At 66.1% G+C, this 21313-nt stretch carries 24 protein-coding genes; 11 read left to right on the top strand and 13 right to left on the bottom strand.

What is annotated here, in order from left to right; genetic code table 11:
• Positions 1 to 38: 38 nt before the first annotated feature.
• Positions 39 to 587 carry a gamma carbonic anhydrase family protein gene (locus CKO23_RS15895; RefSeq protein WP_200332798.1) on the bottom strand — a complete coding sequence of 183 codons (549 nt, stop codon included), beginning with the start codon at positions 585 to 587 and terminating at the stop codon, positions 39 to 41.
• A gap of 164 nt (positions 588 to 751) precedes the next feature.
• Between CKO23_RS15895 and CKO23_RS15890 the strand changes: the two genes are divergently transcribed.
• Positions 752 to 1990 (top strand): hypothetical protein, encoded by a 1239-nt coding sequence (locus tag CKO23_RS15890; RefSeq protein WP_200332797.1) that lies wholly within the window; start codon positions 752 to 754, stop codon positions 1988 to 1990.
• Between the two features lie 21 nt (positions 1991 to 2011).
• On the opposite strand, the gene CKO23_RS15885 is transcribed toward CKO23_RS15890, so the two are convergent.
• Together CKO23_RS15885 and CKO23_RS15880 are read right to left on the bottom strand one after the other, a co-directional pair.
• On the bottom strand, positions 2012 to 2200 hold the full coding sequence (locus tag CKO23_RS15885; protein WP_200332796.1) for a hypothetical protein: 189 nt from the start codon (positions 2198 to 2200) through the stop codon (positions 2012 to 2014).
• Between the two features lie 35 nt (positions 2201 to 2235).
• Positions 2236 to 2955 carry a ComF family protein gene (locus CKO23_RS15880; protein WP_200332815.1) on the bottom strand — a complete coding sequence of 240 codons (720 nt, stop codon included), beginning with the start codon at positions 2953 to 2955 and terminating at the stop codon, positions 2236 to 2238.
• Between the two features lie 247 nt (positions 2956 to 3202).
• On the opposite strand from CKO23_RS15880, the gene bioB reads away from it, so the two are divergent.
• The 9 genes from bioB to CKO23_RS15835 all read left to right on the top strand — a co-directional run bounded on the left by bioB (position 3203) and on the right by CKO23_RS15835 (position 12318).
• Entirely contained in the window at positions 3203 to 4231 is a 1029-nt protein-coding gene (bioB, locus tag CKO23_RS15875) for a biotin synthase BioB (protein ID WP_200332795.1), read from the top strand.
• 54 nt (positions 4232 to 4285) lie between these two features.
• Positions 4286 to 5455: an 8-amino-7-oxononanoate synthase gene (gene bioF, locus CKO23_RS15870; protein ID WP_200332794.1), complete on the top strand. Its 1170-nt coding sequence runs from the start codon at positions 4286 to 4288 to the stop codon at positions 5453 to 5455.
• Positions 5456 to 5468: 13 nt separating this feature from the next.
• Positions 5469 to 6263 carry a pimeloyl-ACP methyl ester esterase BioH gene (bioH, locus tag CKO23_RS15865; RefSeq protein WP_200332793.1) on the top strand — a complete coding sequence of 265 codons (795 nt, stop codon included), beginning with the start codon at positions 5469 to 5471 and terminating at the stop codon, positions 6261 to 6263.
• Positions 6264 to 6419: 156 nt separating this feature from the next.
• Entirely contained in the window at positions 6420 to 7280 is an 861-nt protein-coding gene (bioC, locus tag CKO23_RS15860; RefSeq protein WP_200332814.1) for a malonyl-ACP O-methyltransferase BioC, read from the top strand.
• Positions 7280 to 8068 (top strand): dethiobiotin synthase, encoded by a 789-nt coding sequence (gene bioD / locus CKO23_RS15855; RefSeq protein ID WP_200332792.1) that lies wholly within the window; start codon positions 7280 to 7282, stop codon positions 8066 to 8068. The genes bioC and bioD overlap by 1 nt, the downstream gene beginning before the upstream one ends.
• Before the next feature lie 159 nt (positions 8069 to 8227).
• Positions 8228 to 9442: a D-alanyl-D-alanine carboxypeptidase/D-alanyl-D-alanine-endopeptidase gene (locus CKO23_RS15850; protein WP_200332791.1), complete on the top strand. Its 1215-nt coding sequence runs from the start codon at positions 8228 to 8230 to the stop codon at positions 9440 to 9442.
• A gap of 43 nt (positions 9443 to 9485) precedes the next feature.
• Positions 9486 to 10361, top strand: coding sequence for a trypsin-like peptidase domain-containing protein (locus tag CKO23_RS15845; protein ID WP_200332790.1), 876 nt, complete (start codon positions 9486 to 9488; stop codon positions 10359 to 10361).
• A 198-nt stretch (positions 10362 to 10559) separates the two neighbouring features.
• Positions 10560 to 10988, top strand: a complete 429-nt coding sequence (locus CKO23_RS15840) for an FKBP-type peptidyl-prolyl cis-trans isomerase (RefSeq protein WP_200332789.1) — start codon at positions 10560 to 10562, stop codon at positions 10986 to 10988.
• Positions 10989 to 11118: 130 nt separating this feature from the next.
• Complete coding sequence (locus CKO23_RS15835; RefSeq protein ID WP_200332788.1) at positions 11119 to 12318, top strand: SPOR domain-containing protein; 1200 nt, start codon at positions 11119 to 11121, stop codon at positions 12316 to 12318.
• Positions 12319 to 12345: 27 nt separating this feature from the next.
• On the opposite strand, the gene CKO23_RS15830 is transcribed toward CKO23_RS15835, so the two are convergent.
• Positions 12346 to 13059, bottom strand: a complete 714-nt coding sequence (locus CKO23_RS15830; RefSeq protein WP_200332787.1) for an SDR family oxidoreductase — start codon at positions 13057 to 13059, stop codon at positions 12346 to 12348.
• Positions 13060 to 13206: 147 nt separating this feature from the next.
• Here CKO23_RS15830 and CKO23_RS15825 point away from each other — a divergent pair, with 147 nt between their 5' ends.
• Positions 13207 to 13536, top strand: a complete 330-nt coding sequence (locus CKO23_RS15825; protein WP_200332786.1) for a hypothetical protein — start codon at positions 13207 to 13209, stop codon at positions 13534 to 13536.
• Positions 13537 to 13635: 99 nt separating this feature from the next.
• Here CKO23_RS15825 and galE read toward each other — a convergent pair whose 3' ends face one another.
• The 9 genes from galE to CKO23_RS15780 all read right to left on the bottom strand — a co-directional run bounded on the left by galE (position 13636) and on the right by CKO23_RS15780 (position 21219).
• Positions 13636 to 14646: a UDP-glucose 4-epimerase GalE gene (galE, locus tag CKO23_RS15820; protein WP_200332785.1), complete on the bottom strand. Its 1011-nt coding sequence runs from the start codon at positions 14644 to 14646 to the stop codon at positions 13636 to 13638.
• A 44-nt stretch (positions 14647 to 14690) separates the two neighbouring features.
• Positions 14691 to 15155 carry a protein YgfX gene (locus CKO23_RS15815; RefSeq protein ID WP_207168573.1) on the bottom strand — a complete coding sequence of 155 codons (465 nt, stop codon included), beginning with the start codon at positions 15153 to 15155 and terminating at the stop codon, positions 14691 to 14693.
• A 3-nt stretch (positions 15156 to 15158) separates the two neighbouring features.
• The gene (locus CKO23_RS15810; RefSeq protein ID WP_200332784.1) at positions 15159 to 15440 is read right to left on the bottom strand and encodes a succinate dehydrogenase assembly factor 2; all 282 of its coding nucleotides are present in this window, start codon (positions 15438 to 15440) and stop codon (positions 15159 to 15161) included.
• Complete coding sequence (locus CKO23_RS15805) at positions 15441 to 16133, bottom strand: succinate dehydrogenase iron-sulfur subunit (protein ID WP_200332783.1); 693 nt, start codon at positions 16131 to 16133, stop codon at positions 15441 to 15443.
• The gene (gene sdhA / locus CKO23_RS15800) at positions 16133 to 17896 is read right to left on the bottom strand and encodes a succinate dehydrogenase flavoprotein subunit (protein WP_200332782.1); all 1764 of its coding nucleotides are present in this window, start codon (positions 17894 to 17896) and stop codon (positions 16133 to 16135) included. Before sdhA ends, CKO23_RS15805 begins: the two co-directional genes overlap by 1 nt.
• A 7-nt stretch (positions 17897 to 17903) precedes the next feature.
• On the bottom strand, positions 17904 to 18248 hold the full coding sequence (sdhD, locus tag CKO23_RS15795; protein WP_200332781.1) for a succinate dehydrogenase, hydrophobic membrane anchor protein: 345 nt from the start codon (positions 18246 to 18248) through the stop codon (positions 17904 to 17906).
• A complete protein-coding gene (gene sdhC / locus CKO23_RS15790; protein WP_200332780.1) occupies positions 18245 to 18625 on the bottom strand; it encodes a succinate dehydrogenase, cytochrome b556 subunit in 381 nt (126 codons plus the stop codon). Before sdhC ends, sdhD begins: the two co-directional genes overlap by 4 nt.
• A gap of 289 nt (positions 18626 to 18914) precedes the next feature.
• Entirely contained in the window at positions 18915 to 19907 is a 993-nt protein-coding gene (locus CKO23_RS15785) for a lysylphosphatidylglycerol synthase domain-containing protein (RefSeq protein ID WP_200332779.1), read from the bottom strand.
• Positions 19908 to 20055: 148 nt separating this feature from the next.
• Positions 20056 to 21219: an ABC transporter ATP-binding protein gene (locus CKO23_RS15780; protein ID WP_200332778.1), complete on the bottom strand. Its 1164-nt coding sequence runs from the start codon at positions 21217 to 21219 to the stop codon at positions 20056 to 20058.
• Between the last annotated feature and the right edge of the window lie 94 nt (positions 21220 to 21313).

Here is a 21313-nt window from a genome sequence, read left to right as displayed (position 1 = left end):
CGAGCGGGTCGCGCGTCGCCGCTTGCGGCGAGCCGACCTCAAGGCGCCGCCTCCTGCTCGGCCCGATAGGCCTGGGTGAGCCGAACATAGTTGCCGGCGACATAGTCCAGATACTCGAGCTCCCGGTCGGTCAGTGTCCGCGCGCGGCGGGCGGGCGTCCCGAGCCAGAGATAACCGCCCTCGAGCACTTGCCCAGGTGTCACCAGCGCCCCGGCACCCAGCATGGTCCAGGGCTCCAGCAGGGCGCGATCGAGCACGCGGGCGCCGATACCGACCAGACAGTGGTGCTGGATCTCGCAGCCATGCAGCACGACCTGATGTCCGACGGTCACGCGATCATGGATGAGGATCGGCGCCCCGCCCGGCATGAAGCGGCTGTCGTGCGAGACATGCAGGATACTGCCATCCTGGATATTGGTCTCGGTGCCGATCTCGATGCGGTGGATGTCGCCGCGCACCACGCACAGGGGCCAGATGGACGACCCAGGCCCGAGGTGGACGTCGCCGATCACGACCGCGCTCGGGTGGATCCAGGCATCGGCTGCGATCCGCGGTTGCTTGCCCTCGAAGGATCGGATCTCAGTCATGTCAATCACCTGATGTCATGTCATGCACCTGATCATACTGTGCGTGGGCGATGTGAGGATGCGCAACGTCCGCGCGCCGGGCTCCGTGCTGGAATAGCCCCCGGGCGCTTGCAGGCATCCAAACCCGTCCTGAATATCGCTGTAACGGAGTCATGTCCCGCTTCATGAACGTCCTGATCAAAACCCTGGTTTGGCTGTGCGGCATCGCCATCGCCGCCGGCATCGGCTTGGCCGCGCTCGTCATCCTGGACAGCCGTCCGCTGCTGGAAACGGACATGCACATCACCGCGGCCGAGCGCGCCTGGGTGCAGCGCTGGATCGCCGTGAACCGGCCCAGCGCGAACCGCTCCGAGGGGCTGAACAGCCTCAGCCTGAACGAGCGCGAGGCGAATCTGCTGCTCAATGCCTTGGTCGACAAGATCGGCCAGGGACGTGGTCACGTGCATCTGGGTCAGGGCGGCGCGCGGATCCTGGTGTCGCTGCGACTGCCGTTCGATCAGGTCCAGAGCTATCTCAATCTCGATCTCAGCGTCGTCGAGGGCGACCCACTGCCTCGGATCGCCTCGGCACGGATCGCTGGCCTTCCGATTCCGGGCGTGCTGGCCCAGACGCTGGTCGAGCAAGCCTTGGGCGCGGTCGAGCGCGCGCAGATCCTCGATCAGGTCCAGATCCAAAGGGATCGGATCCTCGTCAGCTACGCGTGGCGACCCTACATGCTGGAGCACCTCGGCAGCGGCCTGGTCGCGGCGGCGGACCTCCCCCACGTCCTGCGCTATCAGGCTCGGTTGGAAACCTTGACGGCCGACAAACCGCGTCGCAAACCGATCGAGCTCGCGGACCTGCTCGCCGCGCTGCTCGCCGCGGCGGACGCGGATCAGGCAACCGATCCGGTGACCTCCAATCGCGCGGTCATCCTCGCCTTGGCCGCCTATGTCAACGGACGCGTCATGCATGACCCCGCGGAGGCCGACACGGGCAACGCCAAACGGCCGCGCGTCGTGCTGCTGCGCGGTCGCCGCGACCTCGGCCAACACTTCATGACATCCGCCGCGCTCGCCGTCCAGGGGAACGACACCCTTTCCAGCCTCATCGGCTGGTACAAGGAGGTCTCCGACTCCGACGGCGGCAGCGGCTTCAGCTTCGCGGACATGACGGCGAACCGGGCCGGGATCCGTTTCGCGCAGCTCGCGACCCAAAGCCCGGCCAGCGCGCGCCGCCTGCAGCAGGTCGCCGCCCGCGGCTTGACGGCGGACGACTTCATGCCGCCGATCGACGGACTCCCGGAAGGCATGAGCCGCGACAGCTTCACCAGCCGTTTCGGCGACCCGAAGACGCAGGCCTACCAGCGGATGCTGACCGCCATCGACCAGCGTATCGACGCGCGACCCTTGTTTAACCTCTAGCCTCAGCGGCACGGAGGAAACTTAGGGACTGTCCATCAATTGCTTCCCGCTTTTCTGGTCACGAAGCTCCAGCTTCGTGACCTCAGCGATGAAGCTCTGCTTCACGACTTCGGCGGCTTCCGGCCCTTGATTGAGTCGATCCAGGCGCGGATCCTCGAGTTCGCGAAGCGGAGCTTCGTCTCGCGGGTGACGAAGCTGGAGCTTCGTCACCAGGCTCGAATCGGCAGTAGAAGACGGACAGTTCCTTAGGGGGTCCGCGCGACCGCCCAGACCTCGACCCGCGCGGCGCCCGCGGCGGCCAGGATCCGGCTCAGCTCATTGACCGTGCTGCCGGTCGTGACCACATCGTCGACAACGGCGACGCTGACACCGGCGAGGGACGCCGTCACCGCAAAGGCGCCGCGGATGTTGCGCCGCCGCGCGCGCTCGTCGAGACCGGCTTGCGGGGGCGTCGCCATGAGGCGCGCGCAGCATCCCGCATCGACGGGCAGATTCAAGGCCCGACCGAGGCTTCGCGCGATCTCGAACGCCTGGTTATAGCCGCGCTGACGCAGACGCCTGCGATGCAGCGGGACCGGGATGAGGACGTCCGGCCGCCCGCCTCCCGCCGCGCCCGTCGCCTCATGGATGCGCACCGCCAGGCACTCACCGAGCAGCCGCGCCGCATTGAGCTGGCCGCGGAACTTGGCGCCGACCACCAGGGCCGGAACCGCCTGCTCGTAGCGAAAGGCGGTCACACAGCGATCGAACGCCGGGGGCTTCTTCTGACAGGCACCGCACAGGGTGCCGGCCGGAACGGCGACATCGAAGGGCAGCGCACAGCGCGCGCAGGCGTTGAGATTCCACGGCAGCTCACTCCGGCACCCGGCGCAGAGGTCGCGCCCGCCCTCGCCTGGCGCGCCGCAGAGCAGACAGGTCGGCGGATAGAGCCGCTCGATCAGTCGGTTGAATCCGAGCGTTCGCATCAGCCTCCAGCCAGGCGTGCTCATCATCGCGGCGATCTCCCGAAGGTCCACGGAGCCAGCCGCCAATGTTCAGGCAAGACCGGAAGAAACGCGAGGCTGCGACGTCAATCCCAATCGGTCAGGCCCGGCTGTCAACCAAAACCACGCTTTTCGGTTGACAAGATACCCGGACTCGCTAGAGTGGCATTCTTTTTTCGGCGGCCCTGTCCGTGCCAAGCAGGAACGCCCTGTCCACGACTGACTCCTCATGCTATCGACCCACACGCGAACCCCGCTGCGCAACGACTGGACCCTCGACGAGGTCGAGGCCCTGCTGAATCTGCCGTTCAGTGACCTGCTGTTCCGCGCCCAGGGCGTGCATCGCGCCCATTTCGACCCCAATCGCATCCAGGTCAGCACGCTGCTGAGCATCAAGACCGGTGCCTGCCCGGAGGATTGCGGCTATTGCGCGCAAAGCGCGAAACATGAGGCCCAGCTGGAGCCCGAGCCGCTGATGCCGGTCGAGGATGTCCTCGAGATCGCGCAGCAGGCGCGGCACGGGGGCGCGACGCGTTTCTGCATGGGCGCCGCCTGGCGCAACCCGACGGATAAGAACCTGGAGAAGGTGGTGCGGATGGTCGAGGGCATCCATGCGCTCGGCATGGAGACCTGCGTCACCCTGGGGATGCTGACCGCCGCTCAGGCGCACCGACTGAAAGACGCCGGCCTGGACTACTACAACCACAATCTGGACACCTCACCCGAATTCTATGGGCAGGTGATCACGACACGCACCTACCAGGATCGCCTGGATACGCTGGAACATGTCCGCGCGGTCGGCCTCAAGACCTGCAGCGGCGGCATCCTGGGCATGGGCGAATCGCGCCGCGATCGCGCCTCCATGCTGAGGCAGCTGGCGAACCTGCCGGCCCATCCGGAATCCGTGCCCATCAATCTGCTGGTCCAGGTCGAGGGGACCCCGCTCTTCGGTCGCGAGGCGCTCGATCCATTCGAGCTGGTGCGGGTGGTGGCGGTCGCGCGCATCCTGATGCCGGCCTCCTATGTGCGGCTCTCGGCGGGACGCAGCGAGATGAGCGACGAGTTGCAGGCGCTGTGCTTCCTCTCGGGCGCCAATTCCATCTTCTATGGCGAGCGGCTGCTGACCGCGCCCAATGCCGAGTCCGACCGGGACCGCCAACTCTTGGATCGCCTGGGGCTGTCCTTCGAGGAAGTCGAGGCCGAGCGCACCGATCCCGGTGCTTGCAACAAGACGACGGAGCACCGGATCTCCCTGTGAGCACCCTGGGCTCCTCGACCCCTCGCACCCTCAGCTAAGCCCGGCCGCCAGACGATGCACCAGACAGGGGACGCGGAACTGCGTTCGCGACTCGGCCAGCTGGAGGCCAAGGCCCTCTATCGCCGACGCCGCATTCAGGAGGCCCCGCAGCAGCCCCATGCCGTCGTCGAGGGCCGGCCCATGCTCAGCTTCTGCAGCAACGACTACCTGGGCCTGGCGAACCACCCGGAGGTCGTGGCCGCGCTGCGCGAGGGCGCGCAGCGCTGGGGCGTCGGGAGCGGATCCGCACATCTGGTGAACGGCCACAGCCGCGCGCATCATGCGCTGGAAGAGGCCTTGGCCGAGCTGACGGGGCGACCCCGGGCGCTGCTCTTCTCGACCGGCTACATGGCGAACCTCGGGGTCATCACGGCCCTCGCGGGCCGCGGCGACACCCTGTTCGAGGACCGGCTGAACCACGCCTCGCTCCTCGACGGCGCCCTGCTCTCGCGCGCCACACTGAAACGCTACCCCCATGGGGACTGTGCGGCGCTGGAGCGGCTGATCGGCTCCGCCTCCCCCCGCCTGATCGTCACGGATGGCGTCTTCAGCATGGACGGCGATCTGGCCCCGCTGCCTCGGCTCGCGGCCCTCGCGCAACGCGCGGGCGCCTGGCTCATGGTCGACGACGCCCATGGGATGGGCGTGCTCGGGCGCGGCGGACGCGGCTGCGTCGATCACTTCGGGCTGGATGCGGCAGAGGTGCCCATCCTCATGGGCACACTGGGCAAGGCCTTCGGCACCTTCGGCGCCTTCGTGGCGGGCTCCGAGGCGCTGATCGAGACATTGATCCAGGGTGCGCGCAGCTACGTCTACACCACGGCCACCCCACCCGCGCTGGCCGAGGCGACGCTCAAGGCGCTCGAGATCGCGGAGCGGGACGACTGGCGACGCGAGCGGCTGCACGCGCTCATCGCGCGCTTCAGGCACGGCGCCGCCGAACTGGGACTGACGCTCGCCGACTCGCGGACGCCGATCCAGCCGCTGCTCGCGGGGAGCGCCAGCCGCGCCCTGGCCTGGAGCCAGGCGCTCGAGTCGGCGGGCATCCTGGTCGGCGCCATCCGCCCACCAACGGTCCCCGAGGGCACCGCCCGATTGCGGCTGACCCTCTCGGCGGCCCATTGCGAGTCGGATATCGACCGACTGCTCGATGCCTTGGGCCGACTGCCCATGCAACAGGATTGAGATCGACTTATCCATGAACGCGCCAAGACCTTCAGATCATTCCAATCAGGCCGACGTGGGCGGCGGCAAGCTGGTCATGCTCCATGGCTGGGGCATGCACGCGGGCATTTGGGACGCCTGCCCGAGCCACCTGTGGGGCGGGTTAGACCCTGTCCCCCTGGACCTGCCGGGGCACGGCGGACATCCCCTGGCACCCGAACAGGCTGACCTCTGGAGTTGGACGGACGCCTGTCTGGCCGCGGCGCCAGACCGTGCCGTCTGGCTCGGCTGGTCGCTCGGCGGACTCATCGCCGCCATGGCGGCATTGCGCGCACCCAAACGCGTCGCCGGCCTCGTTCTGCTCACCGCCACGCCCAGGTTCGTGCAAGCCACCGACTGGATGCCGGCCATGCCGGAGGCGACGCTCGCGCAGTTCCACGATGGCTTGAGCGCCGACCCCGCCGGGACCTTGGCGCGCTTCCTCGCCCTGCAGGTACGCGGCAGCGACGACGCCCGCGAGACCCTGCGAACGCTGCGCCAAGCGCTCGTCGGCCGACCGGAGCCGGACCCCAAGGCCCTGTCGCTGGGTCTGGACGTGCTCCGAGAGGGCGACCTGCGCGGACGTCTCCCGGACATCCGCTGCCCGGCACTCTGGCTCTTCGGCACCCACGACACCCTGGTGCCCGCGCGCGTCGCCGAGCGGATCGAAATGCTGATGCCAGCCGCGACGACCCAGGTCATCGCCGGCGCCGCCCACGCACCCCATCTGTCGCACCCGGAGCAGACCGGCCAGGCGATCCGGACCTTTCTCGATGCGCTGGGGTCATAGCCGACGAGCGAGCCTCGGATCCTTTCCCCGACCGACGGCGCCGATGACCCCAGGGCCTCGACCTTCAATGCCGCCCGAGCTGGACGAACCGCCTTCATGCGCCATTCACCCCACATCGCCTTCAACGCGCCCCCACAACCCCAGACAGCACCCGAGATGAGCCTGATCGACAAAACCCGGGCGCGCCGCAGCTTCGAGCGCGCGGCGGCGGACTATGACAGCGTGGCCGTGCTCCAGCGCGAAATCGCCGACCGCATGCTGGAACGGCTGGACTATGTGCGCCTGGAGCCGGCACGCATCCTCGACCTGGGCACGGGCACCGGATACGCCGTCGACCGCCTCCAGCGGCGCTATCGCCGCGCGCGCGTGCTCGCCCTGGACTTCGCCCATGGCATGCTCCTCCAGGCGCGTCGGCGCGGCCACTGGATGCGCCGGCCCGCGTGCATCTGCGCGGATGCGGAGCGCCTGCCGCTCGCGGACGCCAGCGTCGATCTCATCGTCTCGAACGCCACCTTTCAGTGGTGCAATGACCTGCTGGGCACCTTTGGCGAATGTCTGCGCATTCTCAGACCCGGCGGTCTCTTCATGTTCACCACCTTCGGACCGGACACCCTGAGAGAACTCCGCGACGCCTGGAGCCAGGTGGATGCCCACAGCCACGTGAGCCCCTTCCTCGACATGCACGACATCGGCGACACCCTCACAGAGGCCCGCTTCACCGACACGGTCATGGATGCCGAGCGCCTGACGCTGACCTACGCGCGGGTGCACGACCTCATGCGCGACCTCAAGGTGCTGGGCGCCCACAACGCCACCGAGCAGCGCCCGCGCGCACTCACCGGCCGCGCGCGCATCGCCGCGCTTGCGGATGCCTACGAGCTGCACCGCAGCGCCGGCCGACTCCCGGCCAGCTACGAGGTGATCTACGGCCATGCCTGGGCGCCCCTGCAGAGGCCCGTGAGCGGAGGCGTCGCCATTGCGCTCAGCGCGATCGGCGGACGCAAGCAGGCGCGCTGATGCCAGCACGTCCCAAGCGTCGTCAGGAGCGGGCCTCGGGTGTCTTCATCACGGGGACCGATACGAGCTGCGGCAAGACCGAGATCACCCTGGGACTCATGTCCGCCCTGCAGTCCAGGGGGCTCGCCGTCCTCGGCATGAAGCCGGTCGCGACGGGATGCCAGTCCGAGGACGGCGGACTGCGCAACCCGGACGCGCTGCGCATCCTCGCCCAGGGCAGCACCGAGGCACCTTACGGTCTCATCAACCCCTTCGCCTTCGCGCCGCCGATCGCCCCCCACATCGCCGCCGGCGAGGCGGGCATCCAGATCTCCGTCTCGACGATCGCGCACGCCTACGCATCGCTGCGCGAAGAGGCCGATCTGATCCTGGTCGAAGGCGTTGGCGGCTGGCGCGTCCCCCTGGGTCCCGAACTCACCCTGGCGGACATCCCGAAGGCGCTGGATCTGCCGGTGATCCTGGTCATCGGTCTCAAGCTCGGCTGCCTCAATCACGCCCTGCTGACGGTCGAGAGCATCCGGAGCCAGGGGGTCAGACTCGCCGGCTGGGTCGCCAACCAGGTGGAGCCCGAGATGCTTGTGAAGGACGCCAACCTGGCGACCCTCGCCGCCCTGATCGAGGCGCCCTGCATCGGGGTGGTTCCCTGGCTGGACGCGCCAGATCCTGTGCGCATCGGCGAGCATCTTCATCCCGAACTGCTCGCCCTGCCGGCTCCAGACTTGACCTCGAAGGGCCGGGGCATGCGCGCATCCGAAACCCTGCGAGCGAACGGCACCGGAGCGGCCTGAACCCGCCCAGCGGGCGGACGAGGATGCGCCCGGTAGCGCCCGGCGGGGCATGACTGCAATCCACGCATCCACGACATGGGCTCACGCAGGCGAATCTGGGCTATGCTATCGGGTCATCTCGCCTCGGCGGTTTCACGGACTCACGGCGTTCGCCTCCTCATGAAGACTTCAGCCCCCCATTCGCGACGGACACACCCCTTCCCCTGGCTGCTGCCAATGCTGCTCTCGCTGGCCTGCGTGGGCGCGGCGACTGCCGCTTCCGACCCCGTCGGCCAGGTCAAGGGTCTCGGCCAGGCAAGCCTGCTCCTCAAAGAACAAGGCCGCGATCTGATCGCCTATCAGGCCGACACACCGCGGGTCCCCGCCTCGACCATGAAGCTCTTGACCGCCTTCGCCGCGCTCCAGACCTGGGGGCCGAACCATCATTTCGAGACCGACTTCTTTCAGGACGGCAGTGGCTGGCTCTGGGTGAAGGGCTATGCCGACCCCTACCTCGTCTCCGAGGAACTGGATCGGGTCGTGCCCATGCTGAAGAAGAACGGGGTGCGCCAGGTCTCCGGCATCGGGCTGGATGACAGCTTTTTCGGCCCGGACGTCGAGATCGCCGGCCGCTCCTCGTCGGACAATCCCTACGATGCACCGGTCACCGCGCTCGCGGCGAACTTCAACACCATCAATCTGGTGCGCAACGGCGATCAGATCCGCAGCGCGGAGACCCAGACCGAGCTGACCGCCACCGCGCGCCGCTTCGGCTTGGCGGGCGGGGCCGGCAAGCAACGCGTGAATCTGCGCGAGCGCGACATCGCCGTGCGCTATTTCGGCGAGCTGCTCGCCGCCAAGCTCGCGGGCGCCGGCATCGCGGTGCAGGATCGGCAGAAGAACGCCCCGGTTCCCGCCGGCGCGCGGCTGGTCTATCGGCATAGCAATAGCCGCACCCTCTCCGACATGCTCAAGCCGATGCTCAAGTATTCGAACAATTTCATCGCCAATGCGCTCTTCCTGCGCCTCGCCGAGCCCGAGGGCCGCGGCCAGGTGACCATGGCCGCCGCCAAACAGCGCATGACGAACTTCGCGCGCCAGCGTTTCGGCTGGCGTGATTTCCGCATCGACGACGGCGCCGGCCTCTCCCGCGCCAACCGCCTGAGCGCCCGCCAGCTCGTCGACGTCGTGGAGGCCTTCGCACCTTACCGCGACCTGCTACCTGAGCAGGAAGGCAACCCCAATGTACGCGCCAAGACGGGCTCCTTGCGCGGGGTCAGCTGCTATGCGGGCTATGTCCGCCGCAAGGGTGTCTGGGCGCCCTTTGCGCTGCTCATCAACCAACCCGTCGAGTACAACCTGAGGCGTCGCGTCGCGAGCAGTCTGGTACGCTGATCGACCGCTCTGCTCCGAGAGACTCCCGCGCTAGGAACCGCCGATGCCCACATTGCTTGAACGAAATCGCACCCTCACTCGATTTGGGCTCCGACTGTTAGGTCTCGGCCTCAGCGCAGTGGTCGTCTTGGCGCTTGCCGCCTGCGCGACGCCACCGCCGCCCGAATCCTCGCCGCTGGACTCGCGAAGTCCCGCAGGCCTGCTGCTGGGTCAGACCACCGGTGGCTTCCCGTCGCTGGCCTCGCTCATGCGGCAGGTGACGCCAGCCGTGGTGAACATCTCGGTCGAATCCAAGGTCCAAGACGACGATCACCCGTTCATGCGTGACCCGGAATTCCGCCGCTTCCTGGACCGCATTGGCGTGGAGGCGCCCGAAATCGATCCCAACGAGCGGCGCAAGAGCATGGGCTCTGGGGTCATCGTCGACGCGGCCAATGGCTACGTCATGACCAACAACCACCTGCTCAAGGACGCGACCAAGATCATCGTGACCCTCAAGGACAGGCGCACCTTCCGTGCCCGCCGCATCGGTTCGGACACGTCTACCGACGTCGCGATCCTCAAGATTCCCCCGATCGACGTGCGTCCGTTGAGGTTGGGGAATTCAGACCGTCTGGAGGTCGGCGATTTCGTGATCGCCATCGGCAATCCATTCGGCCTGGGACAGACGGTCACCATGGGCATCGTCAGCGCCGTTGGACGCAGTGGCGTGGCGGGCAGTCGCCTCGGCGAACTCATCCAGACCGACGCCTCGATCAACCCCGGCAACTCGGGTGGGCCACTGATCAGTCTGGCCGGCGAGGTGGTGGGCATCAACACCGCGCTCATCGGCCCGAGCGGTGGCAACGTCGGCATCGGTTTCGCGGTGCCGAGCAATCGCGCACGCGCAGCCCTGAGAAGCGTCACCGCGAACCGCTGAAAGCCCGTCGCCGACGGCCCACTGACGACCTGCGCGCGACAGCCGCCCTGGTTTGCACTACCAGGGCGGCTGCTCTAGAGTGCGGACTAACCTAGCACCCATCGCCCGTCTCGACACGCCAGCGTTCAGCCACTGCGCAATGCGTGCGCTCGTTCGTCGCAACCGGCGGGTACACTATAGAAGAGAGGAGCCTTGTTCATGTCTGAAGCCAAGATCGGCGATACCGTCAAGATCCACTACACGGGCACACTCGAGGATGGGACCGTCTTCGATTCCACCACCGGGAGTGAGCCCATCGAGTTCAGGATCGGTGACGGCGGGATCATCCCTGGCTTCGAGACGGCCGTCACCGGGATGGCCATCGGCGAGCAAAAGACCGTCACCATCGCGCCCGATTCAGCCTATGGCGATTACAACGAGGAGATGACCCAGCAGGTTCCCCGCTCGGCGATCCCGGACGACCTCGACCTCAAGGCCGGCATGGTTCTCAGCGCCGAGAGCCCGGACGGCCTGCCCATCTCGTTCACGGTCAAGGCGTTCGACGACGAGCAGGTCACCATCGACGGCAACCATCCGCTCGCAGGGAGGCATCTGACCTTCGCGCTCGAGCTGGTCGCGATCGGCTAGTTGCCGCTGCCGACAGGGATGCGGACACCTGCGACCTTCGAGCGACGGCAAGCCTGGGGACGTGATCGGCTCGTCCCGCGCGTGATCTGAAAAGGCCGCTCCATCAAGCCAGCCGTGGGAAAGTAGCCCAATGGAAAACATGAACGACAAGGATCTCCGGGATCCATCGACACCGAAGGACGCACCGGCGGAGAAGACAGAGGCGAAGCCGGGCGGGAAGGCGCCAGAACCTGCCGCCAGTGGCGCGCAGCCAACCAGTCTCGAGGCACTGGCGGGCGAGGTCCGACGACTCGCCGAGGAGCTGCAGCAACAGAAGATTGCCTTTCAAGATACCGAGGTGTCCCTGGTGGCGCGCATCGCCGATGTCGATGACGATCGGCGCCACTCGGCGACACGCTTGCAGCGCATCCACCAGGCACAGCGCGATGAGCTGGATGAACGCTTCAAACGGCAATCGACCCTGATCACCGTGCTGCTGTTGTTGTTCCTGCTCCTCGCCGGGAGCGCCATGGCCTTCGTCTACGTCCAGCTCAACGGCGTGAAACAGTCGTTGTCCACTGAGATCGAAGGGCTCCGGCAGTCGCTGAAGGATATCGAGATCCCACAGGCATCGAGCACGGAGCCACTCACGCGCCAGAAGCTCAGCGAGCTCTCCGAAACGGTCGATCAGCTCTCCGTTTCGCTGGAGCGACTCGGCGATGCGGAAGAACCGATACCGCCACAAGAGCGAGATTCGCCCGACCTGGCGAGCAAGCCGGCAACCGCCGACACCACGCAAGCGGCGCCGACGCCGTCACCCGCCACGCCCTCGGGCGCGGCTGGTCAGACGCTCAGTGAGGAGGCGACCCAATCGCCCGGTGCCACGCAGCCGCCCACCGCGGATGCGAAGCCCACACCGGAGCCGACCTTGGTGTCCGAGGCAGCGACCGAGCCCTCGGCGGAAGAGCCGGCCGCCGAGATGCCCGAGTTGCCATCCCAGCCCGAGGAGGGACCGGCGACGACGGCGGAGCGAGCGAGCAAGGATGCCCAGGAGCCCGCGCAACTGCAGGTCGGCGACACGCCCTTCACCGTCCAACTCATGGGCTTTTTCTCCCTCGACTCCCTCAGGCAGTTCGTCAAGGAGCACCAGATCTCCACCGAGGTCTACTACCAGACGACCAGCTATCAAGACCGTCCCTGGTTCGTGCTGATCCACAGCCTGCACCCGACGCAGGCATCCGCCGAGGCAGCGGCCGCCGCGCTTCCGCAGGATCTCGCGAAGCTCGACATCTGGGTGCGTCGATTGGATGCGAACACAGCGATCACCCGCTTGCGCAACGGCCAAGACTGACCGTCCAAACGCAGCAAAACCACCGTCCTACCAAGAAATTGGTTCGCCATGACGGAAGAAGCCACCACTGGGACCGTTCTCCGGAAGGGTCGCCGCCCATAAGATCCCGCGCACACCCTCAATGACGTCCAGCGGCGCTGCCGCCCCGCCCATCTCGGTCCTCACCCAGCCAGGACACACGGAGTTGATCTTCACATCCGACCCGCGCAGCTCGTCGGCAAAGATCCGGGTGACCGCATTCAACGCCGTCTTGGAGAGGCGATAGCCAGGGCAACAGCCGTTCATATCGCTCAGCTGCCCCATTCCGGACGAGACGTTCACCACCCGCCCCGACCCTTTCATCAGCGGAATCAATAACTGGCACAGACGCAGCGCCCCGAGCGTGTTGGTTTCCAGCCCGTTGCGGATCGTCTCGAGGCTCGCGTCGAAGATACTCTCCGCACCAGAACCCGGCGCTGGATCGGGAAAGATCCCAGCGTTGTTGATCAAGACATCGAGACGGCCGAAGTCGCGCTTCACGACCTCCACGAGCCCTTGGATCGAGACCTCATCCGTCACATCGAGCGGTTGGTATCCGACATCCAAACCACCTTGGGCGAGCCCCGCCGCGGCCTTCCGCCCCTCGGCCTCGCGCCGCGCGGTGAGGACGACGCGATAACCCTTGTCGGCCAGTTGGCGGCAGGTCTCAAGCCCGAGACCACGATAAGCCCCTGTCACCACGGCAACGCGTTTTGCAGACATGATTCGAGACTCCTGAGATCGACCGATGTTCTGCGGACGCGATCGCACTCCGGCGCCGCATCCGCGTCTATAATGCAGAGAATGTGGAAGTATCGTGGCAACTACCCGCGCTGCGCATCACTCTACCGGCATCAGTAGCGAATCACCATGGCGAAGCAGTTCCGCAACACCCCATCCGGCTTCGATAGCGATCTGGACGCGATCCTGAACCGCGTCTACGGCTCCAACACCTCCGGCAGCGACCTCGGCGGCAACCCGACTGGGATCCGCCAATCCTTCGTGCACCACGAGCAGGATTCTCAGGAGCTCAAACAGGCACTCGCCGACCTGCGCAATCGCCGGGAGAAGTCGCAGAACGTGATGCGGATGCAGGAGGAGCTTCAGTATCTGCAGCAGCAGGTCCGCAAGCTCAAGGACCTCCGCCAGCAGATCGAGGGCCTGAGGCAGCAGCTCGACACCGAGCAAGACCCGCTCTGACCGAACCCTTCTCCGCCGCGTCAGCGCCCGCGGCGCGGCGCATCCGCCCGCGAACCAACCGCCTTCCTCTCAGGGGTCGCCAGCCCGAAGCGCGCCTCGTCAGTCGTAGCCATCCGGGTTCGCCGACTGCCAGCGCCAGGCGTCCGCGACCATGTCTTGGATCCCGTATTCGGCTTGCCATCCGAGCCGCTCGCGCGCCAACGTCGGATCCGCGTAGCAGACCGCAATGTCGCCGGCACGGCGTGGAACGATCTCGTAAGGGATCGGCTTACCACTCGCCTGCTCGAAGGCGGCGACCATCTCCAGCACGCTATAGCCGCGTCCCGTTCCCAGGTTGAAGGTGAACACGCCCGCGGCGTCTTGCAGGCGCCGCAAGGCGGCAAGATGCCCACGCGCCAGATCGACCACATGAATGTAGTCGCGCACGCCCGTTCCATCCGGCGTCGGATAATCATCGCCGAACACCCGTAGCTTGGGCTGCTTGCCGACGGCGACTTGGGCGATGAAGGGCATGAGGTTGTTGGGGATGCCGTTGGGATCTTCCCCGATGCGCCCGCTCGGGTGGGCGCCGACGGGATTGAAGTAGCGCAGCAGCGCGATCTTCCAGGACGGATCCGAGACCTGGAGATCCCGCAGAATCTCCTCGATGAAGAGCTTGGAGCGCCCGTAGGGATTGGTCGCCGAGAGAGGAAAGTCTTCCCGGATCGGGACGGACGCCGGATCACCGTAGACGGTCGCGGAGGAACTGAAGACGAGCTGCCTCACGCCGGCGGCGGCCATGGCGTGACAGAGCGTCAGAGTGCCGCCGAGATTGTTGTCATAGTAGGACAGCGGTTGCTCGACCGACTCCCCGACGGCCTTGAGCCCCGCGAAATGGATCACGGCGTCGAAAGAACCCTGGCTGAAGATGGCATCCAAGGCATAGCGATCCCTGAGATCGGCGTGGATGAACCCCAGGCTTTTGCCCGTGATGCCTCGAATCCGGTGCAGACCCTCCTCCTTGCTGTTGCAGAGGTTGTCGACGACGACGACCTGAATCCCCGCCGCCAGCAATTCCACACAGGTGTGGCTGCCGATATAGCCTGCACCGCCCGTCACCAGAACCCGCATCTGTTTGCATCCTCATGGCCTCGATTGCCGTCATTCTAAGCGATTCAGCCCGACTCCAGAGCCGAAATCGAGCCTGTCCCCACGATCCGCAAACGCTGGCGCAGACGACGAAGCTGCTCGGCCTCCATGGCGTCCGCCGCAAGCGGCAAGGCGTAACGATGCCACCACCCCCGACGAAAGTTCAGGATGACCAAGGGCAGCGAGACGAAGCTGGAGGCCGACAAGCTCACGTCGAGTTCGCGCCCCGACACCAGGGTCAAGGACCAGGCGCCATCGGCCTGCCAGGTCGCCGAGCGGATCGACCAGGGTGCGCGGCGCAGGAGATGGACGTGGAAGACAGCGAAGCCACTGGCCAGGACCGCCGAGGCCAGCGCGAAACGCAGGGCGCCGATCGGCAAGAGCCAGACGACGATGAAGGCCAAAGAATGGGTTGCGGCCGCAAAGACGGCGAGACGCGGCGAAAACCGCGGGCGGATGATGAGCGCGGGCCAATCCCGATGCGAGCCCAAGGGTCAGTTCCCCGGGGAGTGCTCCCCAGCGACGGCGGGAATACGTTCAGCCAGCTCGAGATAGGGCGTCGGCGGTATCGCGGACCTGGACACCAGCCAGTTGTGCAGATCCTGATCCTGCTCGCCCAGCAGACGCGCGAACAGCAGCCGATCCGCCTCGCTCAGATCCCGATAGCCCAGCTCGAGAAAGCGGCTCAAGAGGTGATCCAGCTCCAGCATCCCGCGCCGGCATTGCCAGCGCAGGCGCCGCAGCTGCTCCTGCTCGTCGTGGGACGGCACGTTCACTCAGAGCCCCTTGTCCAGCATCAGCTCCTTGATGTGGCCGATGGCCCGGGTCGGATTCAGCCCCTTGGGGCAGACCTCCACGCAGTTCATGATGCTGTGGCAGCGGAACAGCTTGTAGGGGCCTTCCAGGGCGTCCAGCCGCTCCTCCGTCGCCTGGTCGCGCGTGTCCGCGAGGAAGCGCCAGGACTGCAGCAGCGCCGCCGGCCCATGGAACTTATCGGGATTCCACCAGAAGGACGGACAGGCGGTGGAACAGCAACCGCAGAGGATGCACTCATAGAGCCCATCGAGCTTGTCGCGGTCCGCCGGCGACTGCAGGATCTCCTGCTCCGGCAAGGGATCCTTGCGCACCAGATAGGGCTTGACCGCGCGGTACTGCTCGTAGAACTGGGTCATGTCCACGACCAGATCGCGGATGACCGGACGCCCCGGCAAGGGGCGCACCAGGATCGGCGACTTCAGCTCGGTGATGGGCGTGACGCAGGAGAGCACGTTGCGCCCGTTGGCGTTGACGGCGTCGGAGCCGCACACGCCCTCGCCACAGGAATGGCGGAAGCTGAAGGACTCGTCCTGCTTCTTCACCTCCAGCAACGCATCGCGCAGCATCATGCCCTGGAAGGTCTTGACCTCATAGTCCTGCATCCGCGGCTTCGTGTCCGTGTCAGGATTGAAGCGATAAACACTGATCTTCATTAGTACACACGCTCCTTCGGCGGGAAGGATTCAACCGTCAGGGGCTTGGTCCGCACCGGCTTGTAGTCCATGCGATCGCCCTCCTGGTAGTAGAGGCTGTGCTTCAGCCAGGCCTGATCGTCGCGCTCCGGATAGTCCGGACGCGAGTGGGCGCCGCGACTCTCCTGGCGATGCAGGGCGGAGACAGCGATCGACATGCCAACGTCCATCATGTTGTCGAGCTCCAGCGCCTCGATGCGCGCGGTGTTGAAGACCTTGGAATGATCGGTCAAACGCACCTCCGGGAGCCGATCGCGCAGCTCACAGAGCTTCTCGTAGCCCTCGGCCATGATCTCCTCCGTGCGGAAGACGCCGGCGTGATCCTCCATGCACTTGCGCAGCTCGGCGCGCATCTGATGCACGCTCATCCCATCGCCCTTGCGGTCCCAGCGCGACAGACGCGACATGACCTGATCCAGGCTCGCGGAATCGGCGTTGCGTCGATAGGGGTTGTCACGCACGAACTCGATGATGTCCTTGCCCGCGAGCCGGCCAAAGACCAGGATGTCCAGCAGCGAGTTGCCGCCGAGACGATTGGCGCCATGCACCGAGGCGCAGGCGCACTCGCCCGCCGCGTAGAGCCCGACCACCACCTCCTCCGAGCCGTGACCCGCCGGCATGGCGACCCGCCCGAAGCGATCGGTCGGAATGCCACCCATCGCATAGTGTGCGGTCGGAAAGACGGGAATCGGCTCGATGACGGGATCGGCGCCCGCGAAGATCTTGCTCGACTCGCGGATGCCCGGCAGTCGCTTGGAGATGACCGCCTCGCCGAGGTGGTCGAGCTTGAGCATCACATAGTCGCCGTTCTCGCCGCAGCCGCGTCCCTCCTTGACCTCGGTGACGATGGCGCGCGAAACGACGTCGCGGCTGGCCAGATCCTTGGCGCGCGGCGCATAGCGTTCCATGAAACGCTCGCCATCCTTGTTGACCAGATAGCCGCCCTCGCCGCGCACGCCCTCGGTGATGAGCATGCCCTTGCCGGCGATACCGGTCGGGTGGAACTGGAAGAACTCCATATCCATCAAGGGAATGCCGGCGCGCAGCGCCATGGCGGCACCGTCGCCCGTATTGATGTGGGCGTTGGACGTGGTGCGGAACACCTGGCCGCAACCGCCGGTGGCCAGCAGCGTGGCCTTGGCCTCGATCAGCAGGGGCTCACCGGTCTCGATCTCCAGCACCAAGGCCCCACAGCAGATGCCATCGGCATCGCGCACCAGATCGACGGCGAAGAACTCATCGAAGAAATGGGTACGCGCGCGGATGTTCTGCTGATAGAGGGTGTGCAGGATGGCATGGCCCGTGCGATCCGCCGCGGCACAGGTTCGCGCCGCCTGGTCGCCGCCGAAGTTCTGGCTCTGCCCGCCAAAGGCACGCTGGTAGATCTTGCCGTTGTCCAGCCGCGAGAAGGGCACACCCGCGTGCTCAAGCTCATAGACGGTCGGGATGGCCTCCCGACACATGAACTCGATGGCATCCTGGTCGCCCAGATAGTCCGACCCCTTCACGGTGTCGAACATGTGCCAGTGCCAGGAGTCTGGCAGCACATTGGCGAGCGCCGCGTTCACCCCGCCTTGGGCGGCAACCGTGTGCGAGCGGGTCGGAAAGACCTTGGAGACCACGGCGACGCGCAGCTCGGCGCTCGCCAACTGGAGCGCGGCGTTCAGCCCCGCTCCCCCGGCACCGATGATCAAGGCATCGAAGTGGCGTGTAGGAAGACTCATGCGCTCTCTAACCTCCGAGGCCAGCGGTGATGATCGCCTTCAGGCTCCAGAGTCCCGAGGCAAGAAAGACGAACCCGAACACCAGCATCAGACCGACGCGCAGCCCGAGCACATGCACATAGTCGATCAGCACGTCGCGAACGCCAACCCACGCATGGGCCAGCAGGACGGGAACGCAGAGGATCAGGCCTACGGCAACCGCCGGGCGGGTCACCCAGGCAACGAGATCGGCGTGAGAGGCAGGTGCGTTGAAGAAGAAATGCACGACGAGATAGCTGGTCGCGAATGCGAGGTAGACCGCGGTCGCCCGCTGCATCAACCAGGCCATGAGACCCGAAGCCTGACGACTCATTCCATCACCCCCAACACGATCAGAACCACCAGGAGCAGCGGTGCCCCAGCCAGGACGACCCAAGCGGTCTTGCGCGCGACCGGCCGATCCAACCCGATCCCGATATCGAGGAGCAGGTGGCGGATCCCCGCGAGCAGGTGATGCAACAGCCCCCAGGTCAGCACCAGCAGGGCGAGTTCGATCGGCCAGGAACTCAGAAAGGCCACCGTCGCCGCAAAGCCTTCGGGTCCGGAGAGCGCCTGATGAAAGAGGGCTGCGCTGAAGGGGATGGACAAGACCATGAGCACGCCGCCGACGCGGTGCAGGATGGAGACGACACCTGGGAGCGGCAGCTTGATGCGCCTCAAGTCCAGGAAGACGGGTCTGGATGTTTGCATTCTCGGACCTTTGATGATGCGCAGCCGATCAACCCCGCTTCCGGAGAGCACATTGGCTCATCGAATCGCAGTGAGGGTCCGGCCACGATGATCGCGACAACGACGCGCAGACCCGCGGAGGATCAGGGCATCGACACAACGTGCTTTTGTGCAGTGCACCAGAATATAGGCATTTTTCCGTAGCCATCAATAGTTTTTATCAAAGATAAGCCTCGATAAATACACTCGGGTATTCATGGACGGGCACGCACATCGAATCCGTCGCGCGGCATGCGCGCGGAATCGAGCATCATTCGGGCGAAGCCGCGGGCGCTTGCTCCCGAACCGCCTGCGCTGGCGCGGTCCGATGCGGCAGCAGGAAGGCGAGTCCACCCAAAATCAGGGTTACGCCGAGCAGAAACAGATGGAGATTCACGGCCCCCGCCAATGCGAGCTTGGGATCGATTCCGAAAGGCATGAGCGCGGCGACCGCGGCTAGCTCATAACTGCCGCTCCCGGCGACACCATGGAAGGGCAGGACGCTGGACAGCTCAGCGCCCAGCACACCCGCCAGCAGACGGCCCAGATCGAGCGGCAAGAAGAACTTGAGCACGCTGGTGAAGGCCGCGAGCTTCAGCACCCAGATGAGGACGGTCCACAGATAGACGCGCGCGACCAGCCATGGATCGCGCGGCGCGGCGGCGAGCACGCGCCGCGCCGTCGACCGGATCTTGCCGGCCCCGGCAAACCAGGGTGACTCGGCAAGCATGGCGACGACTACCATCAGCGAGAGTCCAGCGATCCACAGAATCGCCAGGGCCCACCAGAGCCAGGACGGATGGCTGAGGCTGAGCACGAGGATCGCGACCAGCCCGAGGAAATGCAGATCCAGCACCCGTATCCACATGAGCGCGGCCGCGGCGTCCAGGAAGCCCTGCCCGAAGTAGCGGCGCATCAGCCAGGGGAAAACCATCTCTCCGGCGCGCATGGGCAGGAGATTGTTGGCCGTGTTGTGCAGCACGGAGAGCCGCAGGACGACCAGGAAATTGCCAGCGAAACGCGGACGGAAGTAGTCCTGGACCCGGAACGCCCGCAGTCCGTAACTGAGCGCCGAGAGCGAGAAGAGCCAGAGGAGCAGCCAGGGCGAAAGTGCCAACCAGGGCGAGAGCAGCGCACGCCAACCCAGGGTGTAGTGGACCACCAGGGTCAAGGCCGCCAACAGACCGACCCCCAGGACCCAGTCACGCAAACGGCCAAGGCGCGGCCTCTCTTCCAGCACGAATCCAGATGCTCTCTCAGCCACGCAAAGCCACCCTCAAGCCTGTCTAACGCCGACGAGTTGGAACAAGACGAGCGCGCATCCTATCCGATTTCAGGGATGTGCCAGGAGGAGATGAACGCCGGATCAGCGAGACCGGAAAACCCGCCGGCGCGCAGCCTGCCACGACGACTCAGTCGACAGACCCGCGCCAGACCGGCCGAAGGTTGAGTCCGAGAGCGGGATGGAAGAGATGCAGAGAGGCAAGCTCAACCCGAAGCCCCAGCCTCTGGCCCGCCTCAACGGCCGTGCCTGGAGCCAGGCGCGCGATGAGACGCACCGCGGACTCGGTACCGCCACCACCCGCTTCATTCAGGGCTGTCGGCCGTTCGAGCTGGGTTTCATCCAGATCGAGGTGAACATAGAGTTCCGGACCAAGCCACTCCACAAGGTCGACGATACCGCGAAAGACGCCGCCACCAACGGCATCGGGAATCGGCACGAAGGACTCGGGCCGGATCCCAACCACGACAGGCCCGTCCGCCAGGTCGAGCGCGGCACGGACCTCGGCGCCCAGCGCCATCTCCGTGGTTGGCAGCAGCAGGCGGTCCGCGGTGATCGCGCCCGGCAACAGGTTCATGGGCGGGGTGCCGATGAAGCCGGCGACAAAGAGATTGGCCGGATTCGAGTAGAGCTCACGGGGCGTCGCAACCTGCTGGACCTCGCCGCCGCGCAGGATGGCGACCCGGTCGCCCAGGGTCATGGCCTCCGTCTGATCGTGAGTGACATAGAGCGTGGTCGTCCCGAGCCGACGCTGCAGGCGTGCCAGCTCCACGCGCATCTGGCCGCGAAACTGGGCATCCAGATTGGACAGCGGCTCGTCGAGCAGAAAGACCTTGGGACGACGCACCATCGCCCGCCCCATGGCGACGCGCTGCCGCTGCCCGCCAGACAGTGTCTCCGGCTTGCGATCGAGCAGCCCGGAGAGACCAAGCACCTCGGCGACCTCATTCACCCGCGCGGCCGCCTCCCCCGCCGGCCGTTTCGCCAGCTTGAGCGGAAAGGCGATGTTCTCCCGCACGCTCATGTGCGGATAGAGTGCATAACTCTGGAACACCATCGCCATGTCGCGGTCCTTGGGGTCGACACCGCGCAGCGAGCGGCCGTCGAGCCGCAGGTCACCGCTGCTGATATCTTCCAGGCCGACAATCATGTTGAGGAGCGTCGACTTCCCGCAACCGGATGGACCCACCAGGATGAAGAGCTCGCCGTCGTGCACGGTGAAGCTCGCATCCCGGACAGCCGTCGTGCCGTCGGCGAATCGCTTGGTGACACCTTCTAAGACGATCTCAGCCATCCCAACTCATCCCCATAACGATTCGGCCATCCTTCAGCCCCCACTGACAACTGAAAACTGCCACCTGACAACTTCCCCGCCCCCTACCCCTTCA

The sequence above is a fragment of the Thiocystis violacea genome (genome assembly GCF_016583565.1).
Taxonomy (GTDB): domain Bacteria; phylum Pseudomonadota; class Gammaproteobacteria; order Chromatiales; family Chromatiaceae; genus Thiorhodococcus; species Thiorhodococcus violaceus_A.
This window is presented reverse-complemented; position numbering and strand designations above follow the sequence as displayed.

Excerpts from the sequence above, each read along its gene's own strand:
- CKO23_RS15895 (WP_200332798.1), bottom strand. The coding sequence starts at position 587 with ATGACTGAGATCCGATCCTTCGAGGGCAAGCAACCGCGGATCGCAGCC.
- bioF (WP_200332794.1), top strand. The coding sequence starts at position 4,286 with ATGCACCAGACAGGGGACGCGGAACTGCGTTCGCGACTCGGCCAGCTG.
- sdhD (WP_200332781.1), bottom strand. The coding sequence starts at position 18,248 with ATGAGTCGTCAGGCTTCGGGTCTCATGGCCTGGTTGATGCAGCGGGCG.
- bioC (WP_200332814.1), top strand. The coding sequence starts at position 6,420 with ATGAGCCTGATCGACAAAACCCGGGCGCGCCGCAGCTTCGAGCGCGCG.
- CKO23_RS15825 (WP_200332786.1), top strand. The coding sequence starts at position 13,207 with ATGGCGAAGCAGTTCCGCAACACCCCATCCGGCTTCGATAGCGATCTG.
- bioB (WP_200332795.1), top strand. The coding sequence starts at position 3,203 with ATGCTATCGACCCACACGCGAACCCCGCTGCGCAACGACTGGACCCTC.
- CKO23_RS15890 (WP_200332797.1), top strand. The coding sequence starts at position 752 with ATGAACGTCCTGATCAAAACCCTGGTTTGGCTGTGCGGCATCGCCATC.
- CKO23_RS15840 (WP_200332789.1), top strand. The coding sequence starts at position 10,560 with ATGTCTGAAGCCAAGATCGGCGATACCGTCAAGATCCACTACACGGGC.
- CKO23_RS15830 (WP_200332787.1), bottom strand. The coding sequence starts at position 13,059 with ATGTCTGCAAAACGCGTTGCCGTGGTGACAGGGGCTTATCGTGGTCTC.
- CKO23_RS15880 (WP_200332815.1), bottom strand. The coding sequence starts at position 2,955 with ATGCGAACGCTCGGATTCAACCGACTGATCGAGCGGCTCTATCCGCCG.
- galE (WP_200332785.1), bottom strand. The coding sequence starts at position 14,646 with ATGCGGGTTCTGGTGACGGGCGGTGCAGGCTATATCGGCAGCCACACC.
- CKO23_RS15845 (WP_200332790.1), top strand. The coding sequence starts at position 9,486 with ATGCCCACATTGCTTGAACGAAATCGCACCCTCACTCGATTTGGGCTC.
- bioH (WP_200332793.1), top strand. The coding sequence starts at position 5,469 with ATGAACGCGCCAAGACCTTCAGATCATTCCAATCAGGCCGACGTGGGC.
- bioD (WP_200332792.1), top strand. The coding sequence starts at position 7,280 with ATGCCAGCACGTCCCAAGCGTCGTCAGGAGCGGGCCTCGGGTGTCTTC.
- CKO23_RS15805 (WP_200332783.1), bottom strand. The coding sequence starts at position 16,133 with ATGAAGATCAGTGTTTATCGCTTCAATCCTGACACGGACACGAAGCCG.
- CKO23_RS15850 (WP_200332791.1), top strand. The coding sequence starts at position 8,228 with ATGAAGACTTCAGCCCCCCATTCGCGACGGACACACCCCTTCCCCTGG.
- sdhC (WP_200332780.1), bottom strand. The coding sequence starts at position 18,625 with ATGCAAACATCCAGACCCGTCTTCCTGGACTTGAGGCGCATCAAGCTG.
- sdhA (WP_200332782.1), bottom strand. The coding sequence starts at position 17,896 with ATGAGTCTTCCTACACGCCACTTCGATGCCTTGATCATCGGTGCCGGG.
- CKO23_RS15780 (WP_200332778.1), bottom strand. The coding sequence starts at position 21,219 with ATGGCTGAGATCGTCTTAGAAGGTGTCACCAAGCGATTCGCCGACGGC.
- CKO23_RS15835 (WP_200332788.1), top strand. The coding sequence starts at position 11,119 with ATGGAAAACATGAACGACAAGGATCTCCGGGATCCATCGACACCGAAG.